General features: G+C 73.3%; 21 protein-coding genes. 11 read left to right on the top strand and 10 right to left on the bottom strand.

Annotation, left to right across the window (positions count from 1 at the left end; all coding sequences use genetic code 11):
- The first annotated feature begins 10 nt into the window (after positions 1 to 10).
- Positions 11 to 250: an SCO4848 family membrane protein gene (locus ACH4C6_RS03975; protein WP_398106923.1), complete on the top strand. Its 240-nt coding sequence runs from the start codon at positions 11 to 13 to the stop codon at positions 248 to 250.
- Positions 251 to 273: 23 nt separating this feature from the next.
- Positions 274 to 1,599 (top strand): metallophosphoesterase, encoded by a 1,326-nt coding sequence (locus ACH4C6_RS03970; protein WP_398106922.1) that lies wholly within the window; start codon positions 274 to 276, stop codon positions 1,597 to 1,599.
- 18 nt (positions 1,600 to 1,617) lie between these two features.
- On the opposite strand, the gene ACH4C6_RS03965 is transcribed toward ACH4C6_RS03970, so the two are convergent.
- From ACH4C6_RS03965 to ACH4C6_RS03930, 8 genes are all read right to left on the bottom strand, one after another.
- Complete coding sequence (locus ACH4C6_RS03965) at positions 1,618 to 2,379, bottom strand: TetR/AcrR family transcriptional regulator (RefSeq protein ID WP_398106921.1); 762 nt, start codon at positions 2,377 to 2,379, stop codon at positions 1,618 to 1,620.
- A gap of 17 nt (positions 2,380 to 2,396) precedes the next feature.
- Positions 2,397 to 2,930 carry a thiol-disulfide oxidoreductase DCC family protein gene (locus ACH4C6_RS03960; RefSeq protein ID WP_398106920.1) on the bottom strand — a complete coding sequence of 178 codons (534 nt, stop codon included), beginning with the start codon at positions 2,928 to 2,930 and terminating at the stop codon, positions 2,397 to 2,399.
- 14 nt (positions 2,931 to 2,944) lie between these two features.
- Positions 2,945 to 3,352 carry a hypothetical protein gene (locus ACH4C6_RS03955; protein WP_398106919.1) on the bottom strand — a complete coding sequence of 136 codons (408 nt, stop codon included), beginning with the start codon at positions 3,350 to 3,352 and terminating at the stop codon, positions 2,945 to 2,947.
- Between the two features lie 156 nt (positions 3,353 to 3,508).
- Positions 3,509 to 4,288 (bottom strand): succinate dehydrogenase iron-sulfur subunit, encoded by a 780-nt coding sequence (locus ACH4C6_RS03950; RefSeq protein ID WP_369198797.1) that lies wholly within the window; start codon positions 4,286 to 4,288, stop codon positions 3,509 to 3,511.
- Positions 4,288 to 6,042, bottom strand: coding sequence for a succinate dehydrogenase flavoprotein subunit (sdhA, locus tag ACH4C6_RS03945; protein ID WP_398106918.1), 1,755 nt, complete (start codon positions 6,040 to 6,042; stop codon positions 4,288 to 4,290). Before sdhA ends, ACH4C6_RS03950 begins: the two co-directional genes overlap by 1 nt.
- Positions 6,043 to 6,061: 19 nt before the next feature.
- A complete protein-coding gene (locus tag ACH4C6_RS03940) occupies positions 6,062 to 6,544 on the bottom strand; it encodes a succinate dehydrogenase hydrophobic membrane anchor subunit (RefSeq protein WP_398106917.1) in 483 nt (160 codons plus the stop codon).
- A gap of 5 nt (positions 6,545 to 6,549) precedes the next feature.
- Positions 6,550 to 6,930 (bottom strand): succinate dehydrogenase, cytochrome b556 subunit, encoded by a 381-nt coding sequence (gene sdhC, locus ACH4C6_RS03935; RefSeq protein ID WP_037670267.1) that lies wholly within the window; start codon positions 6,928 to 6,930, stop codon positions 6,550 to 6,552.
- Between the two features lie 158 nt (positions 6,931 to 7,088).
- Positions 7,089 to 7,616, bottom strand: coding sequence for a 2-oxo-4-hydroxy-4-carboxy-5-ureidoimidazoline decarboxylase (locus ACH4C6_RS03930; RefSeq protein ID WP_398106916.1), 528 nt, complete (start codon positions 7,614 to 7,616; stop codon positions 7,089 to 7,091).
- A gap of 290 nt (positions 7,617 to 7,906) precedes the next feature.
- On the opposite strand from ACH4C6_RS03930, the gene ACH4C6_RS03925 reads away from it, so the two are divergent.
- The 4 genes from ACH4C6_RS03925 to ACH4C6_RS03910 all read left to right on the top strand — a co-directional run bounded on the left by ACH4C6_RS03925 (position 7,907) and on the right by ACH4C6_RS03910 (position 11,342).
- Complete coding sequence (locus ACH4C6_RS03925) at positions 7,907 to 9,505, top strand: glycoside hydrolase family 20 protein (RefSeq protein ID WP_398107127.1); 1,599 nt, start codon at positions 7,907 to 7,909, stop codon at positions 9,503 to 9,505.
- Between the two features lie 95 nt (positions 9,506 to 9,600).
- Entirely contained in the window at positions 9,601 to 10,107 is a 507-nt protein-coding gene (locus tag ACH4C6_RS03920) for a hypothetical protein (RefSeq protein WP_398106915.1), read from the top strand.
- Positions 10,108 to 10,214: 107 nt separating this feature from the next.
- Entirely contained in the window at positions 10,215 to 10,769 is a 555-nt protein-coding gene (locus tag ACH4C6_RS03915) for a hypothetical protein (protein WP_398106914.1), read from the top strand.
- A 177-nt stretch (positions 10,770 to 10,946) separates the two neighbouring features.
- Positions 10,947 to 11,342, top strand: a complete 396-nt coding sequence (locus tag ACH4C6_RS03910) for a hypothetical protein (protein WP_398106913.1) — start codon at positions 10,947 to 10,949, stop codon at positions 11,340 to 11,342.
- Positions 11,343 to 11,362: 20 nt separating this feature from the next.
- Here ACH4C6_RS03910 and ACH4C6_RS03905 read toward each other — a convergent pair whose 3' ends face one another.
- Positions 11,363 to 12,532, bottom strand: coding sequence for an N-acetylmuramoyl-L-alanine amidase (locus tag ACH4C6_RS03905; RefSeq protein ID WP_398106912.1), 1,170 nt, complete (start codon positions 12,530 to 12,532; stop codon positions 11,363 to 11,365).
- A 216-nt stretch (positions 12,533 to 12,748) separates the two neighbouring features.
- On the opposite strand from ACH4C6_RS03905, the gene ACH4C6_RS03900 reads away from it, so the two are divergent.
- From ACH4C6_RS03900 to ACH4C6_RS03885, 4 genes are all read left to right on the top strand, one after another.
- A complete protein-coding gene (locus ACH4C6_RS03900; protein ID WP_398106911.1) occupies positions 12,749 to 13,366 on the top strand; it encodes an RNA polymerase sigma factor in 618 nt (205 codons plus the stop codon).
- A gap of 143 nt (positions 13,367 to 13,509) precedes the next feature.
- Complete coding sequence (locus tag ACH4C6_RS03895; protein WP_398106910.1) at positions 13,510 to 14,328, top strand: hypothetical protein; 819 nt, start codon at positions 13,510 to 13,512, stop codon at positions 14,326 to 14,328.
- Positions 14,329 to 14,678: 350 nt separating this feature from the next.
- Positions 14,679 to 15,353, top strand: a complete 675-nt coding sequence (locus tag ACH4C6_RS03890; protein ID WP_398106909.1) for an RNA polymerase sigma factor — start codon at positions 14,679 to 14,681, stop codon at positions 15,351 to 15,353.
- The gene (locus tag ACH4C6_RS03885) at positions 15,353 to 16,516 is read left to right on the top strand and encodes a hypothetical protein (protein WP_398106908.1); all 1,164 of its coding nucleotides are present in this window, start codon (positions 15,353 to 15,355) and stop codon (positions 16,514 to 16,516) included. Before ACH4C6_RS03890 ends, ACH4C6_RS03885 begins: the two co-directional genes overlap by 1 nt.
- A gap of 157 nt (positions 16,517 to 16,673) precedes the next feature.
- Here the strand turns inward: ACH4C6_RS03885 and ACH4C6_RS03880 are convergent, their stop codons facing one another.
- Positions 16,674 to 17,534: a L,D-transpeptidase family protein gene (locus ACH4C6_RS03880; protein WP_398106907.1), complete on the bottom strand. Its 861-nt coding sequence runs from the start codon at positions 17,532 to 17,534 to the stop codon at positions 16,674 to 16,676.
- 124 nt (positions 17,535 to 17,658) lie between these two features.
- On the opposite strand from ACH4C6_RS03880, the gene ACH4C6_RS03875 reads away from it, so the two are divergent.
- The gene (locus tag ACH4C6_RS03875; RefSeq protein ID WP_398106906.1) at positions 17,659 to 19,239 is read left to right on the top strand and encodes a methylmalonyl-CoA mutase; all 1,581 of its coding nucleotides are present in this window, start codon (positions 17,659 to 17,661) and stop codon (positions 19,237 to 19,239) included.
- Positions 19,240 to 19,247 lie beyond the last annotated feature (8 nt).

Here is a 19,247-nt window from a genome sequence, read left to right as displayed (position 1 = left end):
TACTGGGTGCATGAAGCTCAGCCGCCCCGTCTCCTGGTTCCTGCTCGCCTTCGGGGTGTGGAGCTGGGTCATCTGGATCACTTTCGTCAAGAACCTGGCCGCGGACGGCAGCGGGCTCGCCTTCGACGACGGCCGTCCCACGGCCTACTTCTGGGTGCACCTGCTGCTCGCCGTCGTGTCCTTCGTATTGGGGACGATCGTCGGGGCCATCGGGTTGCGTGGTCTGCGCGCACTGCGCCGGACGTCATAACGGCAATCGGGAGACACGACACCGTGGCCATCGTCTTCGTGCTCGTCGCCCTGCTGGTCCTGGCCGTCATCGTGACGGCCAACTGGTACGTGTGGCGCCGCCTGTTCCGCGACACCACCCGGGGCCCTGGCCCCCTGCGCCGCGCGGGCGCGGTCCTGATCGCCGGCGGCTGGGTCCTGGCGGTCGCGGCCCTGGTCGCCGAACGCTCGGGCGCCCCCTTCTGGCTCCAGCGGACCCTCGCCTGGCCGGGTTTCCTGTGGCTCGCACTGTCGATGTACCTCCTGCTGGCGGTGCTGGCCGGGGAGCTCGTCCGGCCGCTGCTGGGCCGGTTCCTGCGACGGCGGGCCGGGTCCCGGGGCGAGGCGCCGGAGCCGGCGTCCCCGTCGCGGACCGAGCGCGTCGCCGTGCCCGGCGGGCCGGCCGGCACCGCGGCGGCCGACCCGCAGGCGGGCCCCGCGCCCGCGTCCGGCGGCCCCGCCGAGCCGCCCACGGCCACGGGCCCGGCCCCCGCCGCGGCCTCGGGCCCCTCCCGCCGCCTCTTCGTCTCCCGGGTCGTCGCCGGGACCGCCGCTGCCGCCGCCGTCGGAACCGTCGGGTACGGCACGTACGGCGTCCTGCGCGGGCCGAAGGTCAAGCGGGTCACCGTGCCGCTGGCCAAGCTGCCGCGCGCCGCGCACGGCTACCGGATCGCCGTCGTCAGCGACGTGCACCTCGGGCCCGTCCTGGGCCGCGGCTTCGCCCAGAAGGTCGTCGACACCGTCAACGCGACCCAGCCCGACCTGATCGCGGTCGTCGGCGACCTGGTCGACGGCAGTGTGAAGGACCTCGGTCCCGCCGCCGCCCCGCTCGCGCAGCTGACGGCGCGTCACGGGTCCTACTTCGTCACCGGCAACCACGAGTACTTCTCCGGCGCCGAGCAGTGGGTCGAGGAGGTGCGGCGGCTCGGGCTGATCCCCCTGGAGAACGCCCGCCGGGAGATGCCCCACTTCGACCTGGCCGGGGTCAACGACGTGGCCGGCGAGGACGAGGGCCGGGGCCCCGACTTCGCCAGGGCGCTGGGCGACCGGGACACCGCCCGGGCCTGCGTGCTGCTCGCCCACCAGCCCGTGCAGATCCACGACGCCGTCGAGCACGGCGTCGACCTGCAGCTGTCCGGCCACACCCACGGCGGCCAGCTCTGGCCCGGCAACCTCGTCGCCTCCGGCGCCAACCCCACCCTCGCGGGCCTGGAGCGCTACGGCGACACCCAGCTGTACGTCTCGCGCGGCGCCGGGGCCTGGGGCCCGCCCACGCGCGTGGGGGCGCCCTCGGACGTCACGGTGATCGAACTGGCCTCGAAGCAGGCGTGAGCGCCCCCGGGGCAGGCCCTAGGAGCCGTCCCGGCGTGCCGTGTCCTCGCGGCGTGCCGCCGGGTCCGGGATCGCCCGGGTCATCCCCGGCAGGAAGTCCGTGAACAGCTCGTGCACCTCGCGCACGAGCGGGCGCAGCACCCGGAAGCGGGCCAGGGAGACACCGCGTGCGGTGAGCCGGGCGCCCCGCTCCGCGAGCCGGTAGCTGCGCTCGCGGCCCTCGGTCCGGTCGAAGATCCAGTACAGGCACAGGCCCATCTGGGACAGCCACATCAACTCGGGCAGGATGTCCCGCAGTTCCTCGGGCACCTTGGTCTTCGTCGCCCCGGCCAGCACGTGCCGGTGCACGCTGATGGCCTCCTGGCGCGCGTGCTCGGACTCGGGGGAGAAGGGGCTGAGCGGGCTGTCCGGGTCGGCGGCGTTCTTGAAGAACTGCACCGCGAACTCGTGGTAGGGCGCCGCGATGTCCAGCCAGGCGCGCAGCACCCCGGCGAGCCGGGCCTCCAGGTCGGTCTCCCGGGCCAGGATCTCCCGGACGGCCACCTGGTGCTCGGCGGCGATCCGGTCGTAGAAGCCCTGGATCAGGTGCTCCTTGCCCGCGAAGTAGTAGTACGCGTTGCCGACGGAGACCCCGGCCTCCGTGGCGATGGCCCGCATGGTCGTCTTGTCGTAACCGCGCTCCTGGAACAGCCGCATGGCCGTCTCCAGGATCAGTGCGCGGGTCTGCTCGGACTTGGTCGGGTTGGCGCCGTCGTCGGGGCCGTCGTTCTTCGCGGGCACGGAAAGAGAGCCTAACGTCAGCGCCCCGGTGCCTGCCGGGGGGCGCAGCTCCCGTCGGCGCAGCCCGGGCTGCCGTAGGTCCAGCCGGTGTCCGGGGCGTAGGACCAGCCGTCCGCCCGCCGGTACACCCGGCCGCCCCACGGCCCGGCGCCGCCCTGCCCCCGGTTCCCCTGCGCTCCGCGCCACTTGGCGGCGGCGAGGACCGCGCCCCTGGCCAGCAGGGCTCCGGCGGGGGTGCTGAGCCGGTGGGCGAGACGCCGGTGCCCGCGCAGCGCCCAGAGGGTGACGACCCAGGCGGCCGGGCCCCGGTAGACCTGCCCGGCGTCCCCGACGACGGTGATCTCGTCGAGGGTCGCCGCGTGGTCCAGCCCGGGGAAGCGCCGCCGGGCCTCCTCGGAGCCGGCCGGGACCGGCTCCAGCGGCACCAGGTGGGGCTGCCGCAGGAGCCAGTCGCGCAGGAACGCGCACAGGGAGCACTCGGCGTCGTACAGGACGGTGAGCCGGCGGACCGGGGCGGCGGCGGGCCGCCCGGCCGGTGTGGTGGCGTTCACGGGGTGGTCTCCGCTCAGACCTGGGCCTGCGGGGCGACCCAGCCCTGCGGCGGGACGGGCGGCACCTGCTCCCGCTCCATCGCGCCCCGGCGCCGGATGCGGTTGAGCACGTAGACGTTGGCCAGGTGCATGAAGCCGAGCACGAGGAGCACCACACCGAGCTTGGTCGACAGGGCCTCGAAGACGCCGCGCGTGTCGGTGATGGTCTCGTCGTCGCTCAGGTACAGCGCGACGAACCCGAGGTTGACGAGGTAGAAGCCGACCACCAGGAGGTGGTTGACGGCGTCGGCGAGCTTCTCGTTGCCGTGCAGCACGTCGGCGAGGAAGATCCTGCCGTTCCGGCTGAGCGTGCGGGCCACCCAGATGGTCAGACCGATGCTGACCAGCAGGTAGATGACGTAGGCGACGACCGTGCGGTCCATTGCCCCCACCCTTCTTGAACACGTTCAAAACGCTGTCGGAGATGACTGTAGACCTCTTTTTGAACATGTTCAACACAACGGGAGGGCCGGGAACGGGAGAAGGCCCCGTCACCAGCGGTGACGGGGCCTTCCGGTCGAGCGGTCGAGCGGTGGGGCTCAGTAGCGGCGCGTGATGAGCGCCCTCTTCACCTCGGCGATCGCCTTCGTGACCTCGATACCGCGCGGGCAGGCGTCCGTGCAGTTGAAGGTCGTGCGGCAGCGCCACACGCCCTCGCGGTCGTTGAGGATCTCCAGGCGCTGCTCGCCGGCCTCGTCGCGCGAGTCGAAGATGAAGCGGTGCGCGTTGACGATGGCGGCCGGGCCGAAGTACTGCCCGTCGTTCCAGAAGACCGGGCACGACGTGGTGCAGGCCGCGCACAGGATGCACTTCGTGGTGTCGTCGAAGCGCTCGCGGTCCTCGGCGGACTGCAGCCGCTCACGCGTGGGCTCGTTCGTGTCCTTCGTGATGAGGAAGGGCATGACGTCCCGGTACGCCTGGAAGAACGGCTCCATGTCGACCACGAGGTCCTTCAGGACCGTCAGGCCCTTGATGGGCTCGACCGTGATCGGCTTCTCGGGGTTGATGTCCTTGATGAGGGTCTTGCAGGCAAGACGGTTCTTGCCGTTGATCCGCATCGCGTCCGACCCGCAGATGCCGTGCGCGCACGAGCGGCGGAACGTCAGCGTGCCGTCGACCTCCCACTTGATCTTGTGGAGGGCGTCGAGCACACGCTCCTTCGGGTCGATCTCGACCTGGAAGTCCTCCCAGGTGGCCTCGGCCGCGACCTCGGGGTTGAAGCGGCGGACCCGGAAGGTGACCGTGATGTAGGGGGAGTCGGCGAAACCGGGCTCGGGCTTGCCGGCCGCGTCTTCCTTGTCCAGAACGGGGGTAGCCATCAGTACTTACGCTCCATCGGCTGGTAGCGGGTCTGGACGACCGGCTTGTAGTCGAGACGGACGGTTTCGGAGCCGTCGGCGCCGACCTCGCGGTACGCCATGGTGTGCCGCATGAAGTTGACGTCGTCGCGGTTCGGGTAGTCCTCGCGGTAGTGACCGCCGCGGGACTCCTTGCGGGCGAGCGCGGAGACGGCCATGACCTCGGCGAGGTCGAGCAGGTTGCCCAGCTCGATGGCCTCCAGCAGGTCCGTGTTGAACCGCTTGCCCTTGTCCTGGATCGCCACGTTCTTGTAGCGCTCGCGCAGCTCCGCGATCTTCTCGACCGCCGTCTTGATGGTCTGCTCGGTGCGGAACACCATGACGTTGGCGTCCATGGTCTCCTGCAGCTCGCGCCGCAGCTCCGCCACGCGCTCGGCACCGGTGGAGTTGCGCAGCCGCTCCACCTGCTCCACCACGAGTTCCGCCGGGTTCTCCGGCAGCTCGACGAAGTCCGCCTTCTGCGAGTACTCCGCCGCCGCGATGCCGGCCCGCTTGCCGAAGACGTTGATGTCCAGCAGCGAGTTGGTGCCCAGGCGGTTGGCGCCGTGCACGGACACGCAGGCGACCTCGCCGGCCGCGTACAGGCCCGGGACGACCGTGGTGTTGTCCGCCAGGACCTCACCCTCGACGTTGGTCGGGATGCCGCCCATCGCGTAGTGCGCGGTGGGCTGGATCGGGATCGGGTCCGTGTAGGGCTCGATGCCGAGGTACGTACGGGCGAACTCGGTGATGTCCGGGAGCTTGGCGTCGAGCTGCTCCGGCGGGAGGTGCGTGAGGTCGAGGTAGACGTGGTCGCCCTCGGGACCGCAGCCGCGGCCCTCGCGGATCTCCGTGTAGATGGAGCGGGACACGACGTCACGGGACGCGAGGTCCTTCATGACCGGCGCGTACTTCTCCATGAAGCGCTCGCCGTCCTTGTTGCGCAGGATGCCGCCCTCACCGCGGGCGCCCTCCGTCAGCAGGATGCCCATGCGCCAGATGCCGGTCGGGTGGAACTGGAAGAACTCCATGTCCTCCAGCGGCAGGCCCCGGCGGTAGACGGCGGCCTGGCCGTCACCGGTCAGGGTGTGCGCGTTGGACGTCACCTTGAAGAACTTGCCGCAGCCGCCGGAGGCGTAGATCACGGCCTTCGCGTGGAAGACGTGGATCTCGCCGGTGGCCAGCTCGTACGCCACCACACCGGCCGACCTCTTGACGCCGTCGACCTCGGTGATCAGCTGGTCGAGGACGTAGAACTCGTTGTAGAACTCCACACCCTCCTTGACGCAGTTCTGGTACAGCGTCTGGAGGATCATGTGGCCGGTGCGGTCGGCCGCGTAGCAGGAGCGGCGGACCGGGGCCTCGCCGTGGTTGCGGCTGTGACCGCCGAAGCGGCGCTGGTCGATGGTGCCGTTCGGCGTGCGGTTGAACGGCAGGCCCATCTTCTCCAGGTCGAGGACGGAGTCGATGGCCTCCTTCGCCAGGATCTCGGCGGCGTCCTGGTCGACCAGGTAGTCACCGCCCTTGACCGTGTCGAAGGTGTGCCACTCCCAGTTGTCCTCCTCCACGTTGGCCAGCGCGGCGGCCATGCCGCCCTGCGCGGCGCCCGTGTGGGAGCGGGTGGGGTAGAGCTTGGTGAGCACGGCGGTGCGGCTGCGCTTCGTCGACTCGATGGCGGCGCGCATACCGGCGCCACCGGCGCCGACGATGACGGTGTCGTACTTGTGGATCTTCATGATTCTCGCAGCCCCGTGCCTAGCGGATGTTCGGGTCGAAGGTGAAGATCACCAGCGTGCCCAGCAGGATGGTGAACACCGTGGCGGTGTAGAGCAGAGCCTTCAGCCACAGCCGGGTCTGCGCGCGCTCGGCGTAGTCGTTGATGACCACGCGCAGGCCGTTGGCGCCGTGCAGCATCGCCAGCCACAGCATCAGCAGGTCCCAGACCTGCCAGAACGGGGACGCCCAGCGGCCGGCCACGAAGGCGAAGCCGATCTTGGAGACGCCGCCGTCCAGCACGAGCTGGATCAGCAGGTGGCCGAGGACCAGCACGACCAGCACGACGCCCGACAGGCGCATGAAGAGCCATGCGGCGAGCTCGAAGTTGCCCCGGGTGGACCTGGGGGACTTCTTGGTGCGCTTGCGCGGGGCCTCGATGAGGGGCGCCGGGTTGTCGACGGTGTAGACGGCCCCGCCCTCGACGGGGCCCACGCCGGCTGCGGTCTTGTCAGTCGTGGACATTGGCGTCAGCTCCCGAACAGTTCACGAGCGGCGTGGCCGAGCACGGGGTAGATCGCCCCGAGCATCAGCACGACCCACAGGGCGACGACGGTCCAGAGCATCTGCTTCTGGTAGCGGGCGCCCTTGATCCAGAAGTCGACGGCGATGACACGCAGGCCGTTGAGCGCGTGGAAGAGGATGGCGGCGACGAGGCCGTACTCCAGCAGCGCGACGATCGGCGTCTTGTACGTGGCCACGACCTTGTCGTAGGCCTCGGGGGACACACGGACGAGCGCGGTGTCCAGCACGTGAACGAACAGGAAGAAGAAAATGAGGACGCCGGTGACTCGGTGAGCCACCCAGGACCACATTCCTTCCCGGCCGCGGTACAGCGTTCCAGCCGGCACGGAAGTTTCCTCCGGGAGCGGTGATTGGGGCCGCGCCGGCTTTCCTTGTCGGTCGGGCCCGGCCGGGTACGGTCCACCGGCCCCCAGCATCGTAGCGAGGCGCCGACGCGGCGCTGAGCGGGGGTCCGGCTGTGTGATCAAACTGGCATGCGTACGGCCTAGCCCCGCGGCTTGTGGAGCGGGATGTCCGGTTGCCGGCCGGGCGCGGCGCCGTCGTGGCCCGTCGCGCGGTTCCCGGCGCCTCTGAGGGCGTGGACCAGCCGTTCTCTCGCCAGGCGCCGCAGTTCGTCGGCCACCACCTCCCGCTCCTCCTCCGGATCGTTCGCCAATCGTGACCGGACGGTCTCCAGGATCCGGTCCAGCGCCTCGGAGGGGGGCACCCCGTCCAGGCAGATGACGAACACGTGCCCGAAGCGGGCCTCGTAGGCGGCGTGGGCCGCGCCCAGGGCCGTGTGGGCCGCCGCGTAGGTGTCCGGCGGGAGGGCGGGCAGGGACTCGGCGGCCAGGGCCTCGCTCAGATCGGCCCAGGTGAGGTCGTAGGCCGCCTCGTCCGCGGCGGCGAGCAGGGAGTCCACGTCCGGGTAGGGGCGGTGGTCGGCGACCCGCCGCGACCACCGGGCGCTGTGCAGGCAGCGGAGGAGGATGCGGCGCAGGTCCTCGGTGGAGGCCGCGTTGAACGGGTCCACCGGTATGTCGAGCCGGCCGGGGAGATCGGGGAGACGGTGCGCGGGCAGCGTGGGTCCTCGTGGGCGTCACGTGTGTCAGCAGGGCACTCTGTGAGAGTTGTGACGTCACGCTATCGAGTGCGACCGAGACGTGTCCGACGGATGCCCGAATTTCACTCGGGGGAGAGAGTTTCGGAACGCGTGGTGGACGCGCGCGGTACCGGATCGGGTTTTAGGTTGGCGGTGTGAATCAGCACAGGCGCCGGGCTCCGGCGAAGCAGGGAAAGCAGCGGCAGGTGCTGGTCGTGACCATGGCGGTAGCCCTGGTGGTGGTCGCGGCCGGGGTGAGTCTCGGGCTGTGGGCGGCCTCCGGCGGCGACGGCGGGTCCACCGGGCCGGAGGCGGGGTCCACCCGGGGCGCGGCCGCCGCGCCGAACACGACCGGGCCGGACGGGGGCGCGAGCCCCGGTCCCAGCCGCTCCTACCCCCTGTCCGAGGCACCCAGGACGATCCCCGCCGTGCGGGAGCACACGCCCGCGCGCGGGCCGGGCTGGCGCCCCGCGAAGGGCGACCGGGTCGTCGTGGACGACCCCGCCCTCGCCGACGAGGGCCGCCTGGTCGCCGGCGAGCTGGGACTGACGTACGCGGGCGAGAAGGACGACAAGCGCGACGGGGACCTGCGGCTCACGCTGAACGACGGCAAGGGCGCGAACCCCGAGTCGTACGTGATGACCGTGGGCGGCGGGCGCGTGGAGATCAGCGGACCCACCGAGGCCGGCGTCTTCCACGGCACCCGCACCCTCAAGCAGGAGACGCACGACGGCGGCACCGCGCCCGAGGGCGTGGTGAAGGACGAGCCGGCCAAGCCGGTGCGCGGCTTCATGCTCGACATCGCCCGCAAGAATTTCACCGCCGGCTGGATCGAGGACCGGATCCGCGAGCTGGGCGACCTGAAGTACAACCAGCTGGGGCTGCACTTCTCCGACGACCAGGGCTTCCGCATCGAGTCCGACACGCACCCGGAGATCGTCTCCGCCGAGCACCTGACCAAGGCGCAGGTGCGCAACATCATCGACCTGGCGGAGAGCCGGCACATCACGATCGTGCCCGAGATCGACTCGCCCGGGCACCTCGGCGCGGTCATCGACGCCCACCCCGACCTGCAACTGCGCACCGTGCAGGGATCGCCCGTGCAGGGCGCCATCGACATCTCCAAGGCCGAGAGCGCCGAGATCGTCGACGACCTGCTCAACGAGTACGCGGAGCTGTTCCCCGGCACGCCCTGGCACCTGGGGGCCGACGAGTACCAGGCACTGGTCCGCTCCGACCCCGAGGCGTCCTTCCCGCAGCTGGCCGCCGCGGCGCGCGAGAAGTACGGCTCCGGCGCCACGGTCGCCGACCTCACCACCGGCTGGCTGAACGACCGGGCCGCGACCGTCCGCGAGCACCAGCGCGTCCCGCGGGCCTGGAACGACGGCTTCTTCCGCGGCGGGTCCGTGCAGGCCGGCAAGGACATCCAGGTGGCCTACTGGACGGGCAAGGAGATCGGCGCCCGGACACCCCTGGAGTACCTGGAGGCCGGCCGCAAGGTGATCAACTACAACGACGAGTTCCTGTACTACGTGCTCGGCGAGCCGCAGACCTTCGTCTACCCGACCGGCCAGCGGATCTACGAGCAGTGGACGCCACGGGTGCTGCGCGGCACCACCCCCGTGCCCGCGCGGTACGACGGGCAGATCCTCGGCGGGTCGTTCGCCGTCTGGTGCGACCAGGCGAACGCCCAGACCGAGGCGCAGGTGGCCGCCGGGATCCGGATGCCGCTGCGGGCGATGGTGCAGAAGCTGTGGGACCCGGACAAGCCCGAAGCGTCCTGGGCGCAGTTCCGGGCACTGGCGGACAGCCTCGGCTGACCGGCGCAGGAATTGCCCCGTCCGGCTGCGCACGCCCGTGCGGCTGTGGTGGTCTGGCGTCGCGAGCCGAGTCGGACAGGCCGGGGGGACCGGACATGGGCTACTGGGGTTACTTCGTCGTGGGCCGGGGGAACCGGCCGCTGGCGGGAACGGCCGCGCTGTCGGGGGCGCGGGACGCCCTGACCCGGCGCGCGTCGGCGCCGGGCGGGTGGCAGGTGTGGGAGTACGCGAGCCGCGAGGGCGACGTGGGGAGCATGAACGCCCTCGCCGGCGAGACCGGCGCGCCCGCGCTGTTCGGGTACGTGATGGACAGCGCCTGCGTGGTGCTGGAGGCCGCGGCCCCGCAGAGCGGGGGCTGGACGACCTGCCTAGCCCGGTCCGCGACGGCCGTGTACCTGGGCGGCGGCGGGGAGGGCCTCACCCTGGAGGACTACTTCCTGGAGCCGCGTGACGCGGCCGAACGGGCCGTCCGCTGGGCTGCCGAGGCCGGGCACGAGGTGGACGCCGAGGCCGTGGCCGACGTCCTGACCGCGGACCCCGACCCCTTGGCCGAAAACCTGTTCTTCCGCTTCCTCGACCGGCTGGGCGTGGTGCCCCTGTGACACTCCCGGTCCGTTGCACGCAGTAAGGGGAAGTGCGGGATCCGTGAGGGGTGTGGCCGGGAAGGGCCTGGCAGGGCCCTGGTGAAGGCCCGCGGAGGGAGGCGTGGATGAGTCTGGTGGAGTTGATCGCGCAGGCCGACGAGCGCGGGCTGGCCGCGAGCGGACTGGCTTGTTTGGATCGGTGCGTGCCCCTGCTGGGCGGTGACGACGAGGTGCTGCGGCCGGTGTGGGCCAGTCTCACCGAGGCCGCCGGGACCGGCGAGTGGGGCGAGCGGCTGGAGCAGACCCGGGCGAAGCTGGACGCCCCGGGCGCGGACGACGAGGCCGCCGTGCTCGCCCACCGGATGCTCCGGGACGCCCCCGCCGAGCTCTCGGGCGGTCCGGTCCGGGCGTGGGCCGACGCCTGCTCCGTGGCCTCCCTGCAGATCCACCGCCTCCTCGACACGGCCGAGGACGAGGCCGGCTCGGTCGACGCGCGCCGTGAGGGGCGCACGGACGGCATGTCGCCGCTCGTCGCCGCCGAACTGCGCCGCCAGGTCACCGTGCTGGAGGTCCTCGCCGGGCACGGACCGGCCGGGCTGCGCCGGGCCCTGGAGATCTCCGTCGAGGGCCGCCGGGTGCTGCGCGCGGTGGTGTCGCGCCGCAACCGGCAGCAGGGCTAGGGCCTGCCGGGCCAGGGCCTGCCGCGCAACGCCCTCCCGTGCCGCCGCCCGGCCCAAACCCCGCTCCTGCAAGGGTCCTGTGAGTGTCCCCCGGACGGCATGGGGTGGTCCTGCGCCGCTTCGGGAAAGCCGCCGGATCGGGGTGACGAAACGGTTCTCCCGAGCGCTTTCCCGAGTGTGACGACTCAAGCGGAGACCAGGCCTTCCGCCGCGGCCAAGCCGGTGCGCTGGGCGGCGGACACAGTGGCGACCATGCGCGAGGGAGCACGACTGCGCCTCGACTACTCGGCGCAGAGCCTGTGGAGGATCGACCGGATGATCGAGGAGATACGGCGCGAGGGCGCGCCCTACGCGGCGGTGCAGGAGGTGCTGCGCGGCTTCGGCGCCTACGCCGGGGAGGTGATGGCGCGTCAGAGCGGCGCCGAGTGGTGGGCGAGCGGCGGCGAGCACTGGATCCGCACGCCCGACGGGCGCCTGTGGGACCCGATCGACGAGGCCCGCCGCTGCTGGTCCGGGCACGGCTCGCTGCGGCTGCTGTGCCGGGACGCGGCGGGTGCCGCGCCCCGGCGGTAGGCAGGCGGCAGCAGGCGGTTCTAGCGGACGGGCGGGCCCTCGCCGCCGAGGGCGGCCGGGGCCGGTTCCGCCGGTTCCGCCGGCTTGGCGGCGTTGGCGGCCAGGGTGCGGATCTCGGGCAGGTCGTCGTAGAGGTGCTGCCCGGGGCACTCGGTCGGATAGCCGTCGCGGTGACCGGAGATGCGGTGCATCGTGACCTGCTGGCCCAGTTTGTACTTGCCGTTGTCCGCCCCGGCCGTGAGCACCACGGTCCCGGTCGGGTCGAGGCCGTACAGGCCGAGCTTCCAGGCGGCGACCTTGGCGACCGACTCGCGCACCGCGGCGCCGGCGGTCGCCGTCGAGTAGTCACCGAGCACGGAGATGCTGCTGGTGGCGGTGTTGAAGCCGTAGGTGTGCGCGCCGAGGACGGGCTTGTCGATGCCTCCGGCGCGGCCCTCGAAGACGGTGCCGCACTTGTCGACGAGGAAGTGGTAGCCGATGTCGTTCCAGCCGTTGCTCTTCACGTGGTACAGGAACACGCCCCGCACGATCGACGCCGACTCCGAGCAGGCGTAGTCGTTGGTGCCCGCCGTGTGGTGCACGAAGATCGCCTTCGTGTCGGCGGTGTAGGTGGGCGGGTCCTTCACCAGGGACTCGTCGGCGCCCCACGCGGAGCGGGACGTCACCGCCGGGCGCTCCGCCGAGGGTGCCCCGGCGGCCGGGGGCACGGCGTCCGGGTCGACGGCCCCGGTGTGCACGGCGTCCGTCCCGCCGGCCGGGTCCACCAGGTCCACGCGCAGCCCCTCCGGCAGCGCCGTGCCCGAGACCCGCACCTGCACCCCGTCCGAGGGGCCGGTCCACAGCGGCTGGGTGCCGCCGCGCACCCCGGCGCGGTCGCGGTCGGGTCCCGTCTCGGGGGTCCGGACGCCGAGGTCCAGGGCGTGCCAGGCGCTCCACGCGCCCGTCTGACGGGAGCGGGTGCGCACCTGAGCGGTGCCCTCCAGCTGCGCCTTCGGGTCGTCCCAGGTGACCCCGAGCAGGCTGAACGGTTCGGTGGTGCGCGGGGCGAGGGACCGGTCGTGCGGGTCACCGTCCGGCACCCGGACGGTGTGCACCCCGTCGGAGGCGTCGGCCCGGGCGGGCTGGGCCAGACCGAGGGCACCGAGGGCCAGGGCGGTGGCGACCGCGGTGGGCAGCAGGCGGGAGGTCATACGGCGCTCGCCTTTCGTGGGCGGTGGCATCGCGGGCAGCACTCCCCGGTACGTCACTTGGACCAAACCTGTCCGGCCGCGCGCTCCCGAGGACGGCGGGTCGGATTGACCCGAACGGTGGGCGGGGACCGGGAACCTGACGCGCTGTGACACTTCCGCGCGCACCGGCGCTGATCACCGTGAGGATCGCGCACGCGGCACGGACGAGGACGTCACTTGGGTCAGGGAGCGGAACCCCGGCGCGCGCAGGCGCACGACGGGGAACTGGGCGCGGCCGTCGCACGGGCCCAGCAGGGTGACGAGGACGCCTTCGCGGCGGCCTACCGGCTGGTGCAGCCCGGGCTGCTCGGCTACCTGCGCGGGCTCGTCGGGGACGACGCCGAGGACGTGGCGTCCGACGCCTGGCTGGAGATCGCCCGGGACCTCGGGCGGTTCCGGGGCGACGGGGCGGGCTTCCGCGGCTGGACGGCGACCATCGCCCGGCACCGGGCGCTGGACCACCTGCGCCGGCAGCGGGTACGGCCCCGGCCGTCGGCGCTGGAGCAGGACGTGCTGGACCTGCCCGGGCCGCAGAGCACCCACGACCAGGCGCTGGAGGCCCTGTCCACCGAGTGGGCCCTGGAACTGGTGCGCGGGCTGCCGCGCGACCAGGCCGAGGCGGTGCTGCTGCGCGTGGTGGTCGGTCTCGACGGACCGGCGGCCGCCCGCGTGCTGGGCAAGCGGCCGGGTGCCGTGCGCACGGCCGCCCACCGGGGACTGAAGCGGCTCGCGAGCCGGCTCGGCGCGCCGAGTGTGACGGATGAGGCGCCGCGGACGCTGGGTGAGTCGACGTGAGCGGAGCCCCGGGCTCCGCCACCCGGCGGCCCGGGCTCCCGGGCGCACGCACCCCGCGGGGCTCTGAACAGGGCCGATCGGCGGGACGTACGGAGGAGACCCGGTGAGCCGGGTCGGGCGGATCGAGCAGAGGCGGGGCGGACATGGGTGAACGGCGAAGCGACGGCGGGCTTGCCGGCCGTGGTTCCCGTCACACCCTCCTCGAGGCCGATGTCGAGGCGCTGATCGTCGCGTGCCTCGTCCGGGACGGCGTCGACGCCGAGGCCGAGCAGCGGGCCGTGGCCGCCTTCCGGGCCGCCCGGGACGCCGGGACCGCGCACCGGCACGTCCGCCGGCGGCGCGACGACTGGAGCCCTGGGGGACCGCGCCTGCTCGGACGCTCCCTGCGGACCACGCTGTCCGTGCTGCTCGCCAGCCTCACCCTGGGCGGGGTCGCCGTGGCGGCGATCGGCGTGGCCGGCGGCTCGGCGGACGGACCGGACGACACCCCCGAGCGGCCGCCCTCCTCCAGCGCCGCCCCGCGCGACCCGGCCCCGGACCCGCCCAGGACCCCCCGCACCCCGCACCCGGGCGACGGCTCGGCCCCGGCCGGCCGGGCACCCGGCCGGGAGACGGCGGGGACGGGGAAGGGCGGCAACGCCGCGGACGCCCGGGACATCGAGGCGCACTGCCGCGCCTACGAACGGGCCGGGGGCAGCGGCCGGGCGATGGAGAGCACGGCCCTGAAGCGTCTGATCGACGCCGCGGGCGGTGAGAGGAACGTCACGGCGTACTGCGCCGCACGGAAATCCGGGGCCGAACCCGGCCGGAGCGACGCCCCCGCCACCAAGCGTCCCGGTGCGCAGGGCTCCCCGGCCGCGGGCGAGGGCTCGGACGGCAAGGCGGGCGGGGCAGCGGGCCAGGGGGCCGACAAGGGCCGCTCCGACGGCAAGCGCTCACCGTCCAACGGCCGCCGACTCTGAGGGACTTGGCGCCGTCCGGCCGATGCCGATGGCAACGGCCGGGGCCGCCACCCCCCACAGGAGAGGCCCCGGCCGTCGCGCGGCACGGGCCGCGCGGCGGCCCGTACTCCCTACAGCGCGCCGAGTGCGGTTTCTGTCACACCCCGCCGTGTCACGGCTTAGTTGCATCTCCGGCGGACATGGACGGGGAGTGGTTTCAGGTCGTAACGTGCCATTCGCGCCAGGGGCGGAGGCGGCAGGACCACCGCAATCACCTGCGGGCTTGTGACCGCAAGCATCAATCGGACGACCACGACGGCGAGAACCCGGCCCGCGAGAGCGGCGCCGGATCAGGCGCAGAAGGGCGCGCGGTGCTGGGGGACGACGCGGAGCTGACCGCCGCGGTGCGCGCGGCACAGGACGGGGACGAGACCGCGTTCCGGACCGTGTACCGCACCGTGCACCCGCGGCTGCTCGGATACGTACGGACGCTGGTCGGCGACCCCGACGCCGAGGACGTCACCTCCGAGGCGTGGCTGCAGATCGCCCGCGACCTGGAGCGGTTCACCGGCGACGCGGACCGCTTCCGCGGCTGGGCCGCCCGGATAGCCCGCAACCGGGCGCTGGACCACATACGGATGCGCGGGCGCCGTCCCGCCATCGGTGGCGACGAGACCGAACTGACCGGCCGGGCCGCCGAGTCCGACACGGCCGGCGAGGCCATCGAGGCCCTCGCCACCGACGGAACGTTCTCCCTGATATCCAGGCTGCCGCAGGACCAGGCCGAGGCGGTGGTGCTGCGCGTGGTGGTGGGACTCGACGCCAAGAGCGCCGCCGAGACGCTCGGCAAGCGGCCCGGCGCCGTCCGCACGGCCGCGCACCGGGGCCTGAAGCGGCTCGCCGAGCTGCTCGGTGACGCCCCTCGGGCCGATCCGGAATCGGCGGGGGTGCTCGACGCCCTGCCGCCCCAGAGAGAACCACGTGGCGGCGCGGTGACGTCCGCAGGTGTGACGCACGGCGTCGCGCGGACGCAGAAGGATGTGTGATGGCCGACGAGCAGTACGGGTGGCTGGACCGCGAGACGGCGGAGCGTTTGCTGAGCGGAGAGCCACCGGAGGCTGTCGACGGCGCCGGCCGGGACGAGGCCGCACGGCTCGCCGCGATCCTCGGAGCCCTGTCCCCGGCACCCCCGCCGGCCGGTGAGGAACTGCCGGGCGAGGCCGCTGCGGTGGCCGCTTTCCGCAAGGTCCGTGCCGAGCGCGCCGACGCGCACGCGGCCGGTGCCGCGGCCGCAGGCCGGGAGCCGTCCGGGCCCGCCGACGCCGGGCTCGTGCACATCGGGCACGCCCGCGCGGGCGCGGCCGCTCGCGGACCCCGCCGCCTGCGCCCCGCCCGCCTCGCGCTGGCCGCCGCGCTCGCCGTCGGCATGGTCGGCGGGGTCGCGGTGGCCGCCGGAACCGGAGCGCTGACGCCGTTCGGCGGGGACGATCCCGCCCCCGGCTCCTCGGTCTCGGCCGGCGCCGCCTCCTCCGGGCGCCCGCCGGGGTCGCCCTCGCCGAGCGACGCCGCTCAGGGCGGCGCCGGCTCCGGCGGCCTCGCCCCCGGCGGCGGCCCGACGGGCGCGACCGGCGGCGCCGGACGCCACGAGGCGGGAGGCGGCTCGACCACGAAGCCGGAGCCCGGCGGGAGACCCGGGCCGTCCGGCGGGGACCGGGAGGTCCTCGCCTCGGCCTGCCGCGACCTGCGCCAGGGCAAGCGCCTGGACGACCACCGCCACCGCGCCCTGCGCGACGCGGCGGACGGCACCCGCGTGTGGACGTACTGCAAGGGCCTCCTGTCCGGAGCCGACCGGGGCTCCGCCGGGCGCAACGGCGCGGGCAAGGGCAACGGCGCGGGCAAGGGCGACGGCACGGGCGCGGACCACGGCAAGGGCACGGCCCACGGCGACGGCGCTGGCTCCGGCAAGGGCGCCGGCAAGGGCGAAGGCAAGGGCGAAGGCGGCCACCCGGGCTGGGAGCGGAACAAGCCCGACCGCGGGCAGGACCGCGACCGGGGCCGTGGGCAGGACGGGCCCGACCGGGCCGACAAGCCGTCGGCCCACCGCGACCCGTCGGCCGGCGGCGCGGACGGCGACCGGGCCCAGTACGCGCCCGCACCGCTGCGACCTGCGGTTTCGTACACCGTGAAGGGCGCCTCGCCGAGGGTGTGACGTTTTTGCGGCCCGCGACGCAGTACTGAGTGAGCCGACTGGTCATCGGCTGTCGCACGGAGCCGGGGTTCCCCCCGTACCTACGGCTCGTGCACCTGAGCGCGGGCGGGACACGTTCCCCCGGTCCCGCCCGCGCCCCATCTTCCGCCCGCGCCCCTCACCAGGACACGACGACCTTGTCACCGTCGCGGACCTGTGCGTACAGCGCGGCGATCGCCGCCTCGTCGCGGACGTTGACGCAGCCGTGCGAGGCGCCCGCGTAGCCCCGGGCCGCGAAGTCCGCCGAGTAGTGCACCGCCTGGCCGCCGCTGAAGAACATCGCGTAGGGCATGGGCGAGTCGTACAGCGTCGACACGTGGTGGCGGGACTTCCAGTAGACGGAGAAGACACCCTCCCGGGTCGGCGTGTACTCCGAGCCGAAGCGAACGGCCATCGTCGACACCGTCCGGCCGTCGATCATCCAGCGCAGGGTCCGGCTGGTCTTGTCGATGCAGAGCACGCGCCCCGTCGCGCAGCGCGGGTCGGGCCGGTCCGCGGGCTGGCCGCCCATCAGATACAGGTCCCACCGGCCCGGCTCGCGGGTCATCCCCCGCAGCCGCTGCCAGGTGACGCTGTCGGTCCGGCCCGTGCGCGGCAGCCCGCGCTTGCCCTGGAAGCCGCTCACCGCCTCCCGCGTCCGCTCGTCGTACGTGCCGGTCGGGCCCTCGAACAGCCACGCCACCTGCCGCAGCCGCGCCTGGAGTTCCCGGACGTCCCGGCCGGTGTCGCCGTAGGACCACAGCACGCGGGGCGGGGTGCGCGGCTTGCCGTCGGCGCCGGACGGCGTCCCGTCCCCGCCGCCCGGCGTGCGGGCGGGGGAGGGGGTGCCGCCGGGCGGTTCGACGTGCACCGGCGGGCGGTGCCCGCCCTCGCCCCCGGGCGTCTGCACGGTGCAGCTCGTGAGTGCGGCCAGTGCGGCCAGTGCGGCCGATGCGGCCAGTGCCGTCGCGACGGCTCGTCCCCTGCCCGTGATACGCACGCGCCCCCCTGTCGTCCCGCCGCCGTGCCCGGATGTCACCTGAGATGTTCCCCGGGCGTGACCCGCCGCGAACCAGGGGGCATGGTGGTGAGCGAGGTCACTGCTGAGCGGGAGGCAATGCACCATGGCGCGCGAGTCGGAGTCGGGTCTGCCGATCGAGCCGGTCTACGGGCCGCAGGCCCTGGAGGGCTGGGATCCGGCGCGGCGGCTGGGGGAGCCCGGGGCCTATCCGTACACGCGGGGTGTCTACCCGACGATGTACACCGGCCGGCCCTGGACGATGCGCCAGTACGCGGGCTTCGGGACGGCGGCGGAGTCCAACGCCCGGTACCGGCAGCTGATCGCGCACGGCACGACGGGTCTGTCGGTCGCCTTCGACCTGCCCACCCAGATGGGCCACGACTCCGACGCCCCCCTCGCGCACGGCGAGGTCGGCAAGGTGGGCGTGGCGGTCGACTCGATCGACGACATGCGGGTGCTGTTCGGCGGGATCCCCCTGGACCAGGTCTCCACGTCCATGACGATCAACGCCCCCGCGGCGCTGCTGCTGCTCCTGTACCAGCTGGTGGCCGAGGAGCAGGGCGTGCACGGCGGGCAGTTGACCGGCACGGTCCAGAACGACGTGCTCAAGGAGTACATCGCCCGCGGCACCTACATCTTCCCGCCCCGGCCCTCGCTCCGGCTCACCGCCGACATCTTCCGGTACTGCAACACGGAACTGCCGCGCTGGAACACCATCTCCATCTCCGGCTACCACATGGCCGAAGCCGGTGCCTCGCCCGCGCAGGAGATCGCCTTCACCCTCGCCAACGGCGTCGAGTACGTGCGCACGGCCCTCGCGGCCGGGATGGACGTGGACGACTTCGCGCCGCGCCTGTCCTTCTTCTTCGTCGCCCGCACGACCCTGCTGGAGGAGGTCGCCAAGTTCCGTGCCGCACGCCGGATCTGGGCCCGCCTGATGCGCGAGGAGTTCGGTGCGGGGAACCCGAAGTCGCTCATGCTGCGCTTCCACACCCAGACCGCCGGCGTCCAGCTGACGGCCCAGCAGCCCGAGGTGAACCTCGTCCGCGTCGCGGTCCAGGGCCTGGCCGCCGTGCTGGGCGGCACCCAGTCGCTGCACACCAACTCCTTCGACGAGGCCATCGCCCTGCCCACCGACAAGAGCGCCCGCCTGGCCCTGCGCACCCAGCAGGTGCTCGCCCACGAGACCGACGTCACCGCCACCGTCGACCCCTTCGCCGGCTCCTACGCCGTGGAGCGGATGACCGACGACGTCGAGGAGGCCGCCCTCGCCCTGATGCGCCGGGTCGAGGACCTGGGCGGCGCCGTGGAGGCGATCGAACGCGGTGTGCAGAAGGACGAGATCGAGCGCAACGCCTACCGCATCAGCCAGGAGACCGACTCCGGCGAACGCGTCGTGGTCGGGGTCAACCGCTTCCGGCTCGACGAGGAGGAGCCCTACGAACCCCTCCGCGTCGACCCCGCCATCGAGGCCCGGCAGGCCGAACGCCTCGCCGCGCTGCGCGCCGGACGCGACCGGCGGGCCGTGCACACCGCTCTGTCCGCCCTCAGGAAGACCGCCGAGGGCGAGGACAACCTCCTCCACCCGATGAAGGACGCCCTGCGCGCCCGGGCCACCGTCGGCGAGGTCTGCGACGCCCTGCGCGAGGTGTGGGGCACGCACGTCCCGTCGGACGCCTTCTGAGCCCAGGG

It is taken from the genome of Streptomyces sp. NPDC017943 (assembly GCF_044328425.1).
Taxonomy (GTDB): Bacteria; Actinomycetota; Actinomycetes; order Streptomycetales; family Streptomycetaceae; genus Streptomyces; species Streptomyces djakartensis_A.
Note: the sequence above shows the minus strand (reverse complement) of the source record. Positions and strands in the feature narration are given on the sequence as shown.

Excerpts from the sequence above, each read along its gene's own strand:
- ACH4C6_RS03895 (WP_398106910.1), top strand. The coding sequence starts at position 13,510 with ATGGGTGAACGGCGAAGCGACGGCGGGCTTGCCGGCCGTGGTTCCCGT.
- ACH4C6_RS03885 (WP_398106908.1), top strand. The coding sequence starts at position 15,353 with ATGGCCGACGAGCAGTACGGGTGGCTGGACCGCGAGACGGCGGAGCGT.
- ACH4C6_RS03950 (WP_369198797.1), bottom strand. The coding sequence starts at position 4,288 with ATGGCTACCCCCGTTCTGGACAAGGAAGACGCGGCCGGCAAGCCCGAG.
- ACH4C6_RS03925 (WP_398107127.1), top strand. The coding sequence starts at position 7,907 with ATGGCGGTAGCCCTGGTGGTGGTCGCGGCCGGGGTGAGTCTCGGGCTG.
- ACH4C6_RS03920 (WP_398106915.1), top strand. The coding sequence starts at position 9,601 with ATGGGCTACTGGGGTTACTTCGTCGTGGGCCGGGGGAACCGGCCGCTG.
- ACH4C6_RS03940 (WP_398106917.1), bottom strand. The coding sequence starts at position 6,544 with ATGTCCACGACTGACAAGACCGCAGCCGGCGTGGGCCCCGTCGAGGGC.
- ACH4C6_RS03905 (WP_398106912.1), bottom strand. The coding sequence starts at position 12,532 with ATGACCTCCCGCCTGCTGCCCACCGCGGTCGCCACCGCCCTGGCCCTC.
- sdhA (WP_398106918.1), bottom strand. The coding sequence starts at position 6,042 with ATGAAGATCCACAAGTACGACACCGTCATCGTCGGCGCCGGTGGCGCC.
- ACH4C6_RS03875 (WP_398106906.1), top strand. The coding sequence starts at position 17,659 with ATGGCGCGCGAGTCGGAGTCGGGTCTGCCGATCGAGCCGGTCTACGGG.
- ACH4C6_RS03915 (WP_398106914.1), top strand. The coding sequence starts at position 10,215 with ATGAGTCTGGTGGAGTTGATCGCGCAGGCCGACGAGCGCGGGCTGGCC.
- ACH4C6_RS03975 (WP_398106923.1), top strand. The coding sequence starts at position 11 with ATGAAGCTCAGCCGCCCCGTCTCCTGGTTCCTGCTCGCCTTCGGGGTG.
- ACH4C6_RS03955 (WP_398106919.1), bottom strand. The coding sequence starts at position 3,352 with ATGGACCGCACGGTCGTCGCCTACGTCATCTACCTGCTGGTCAGCATC.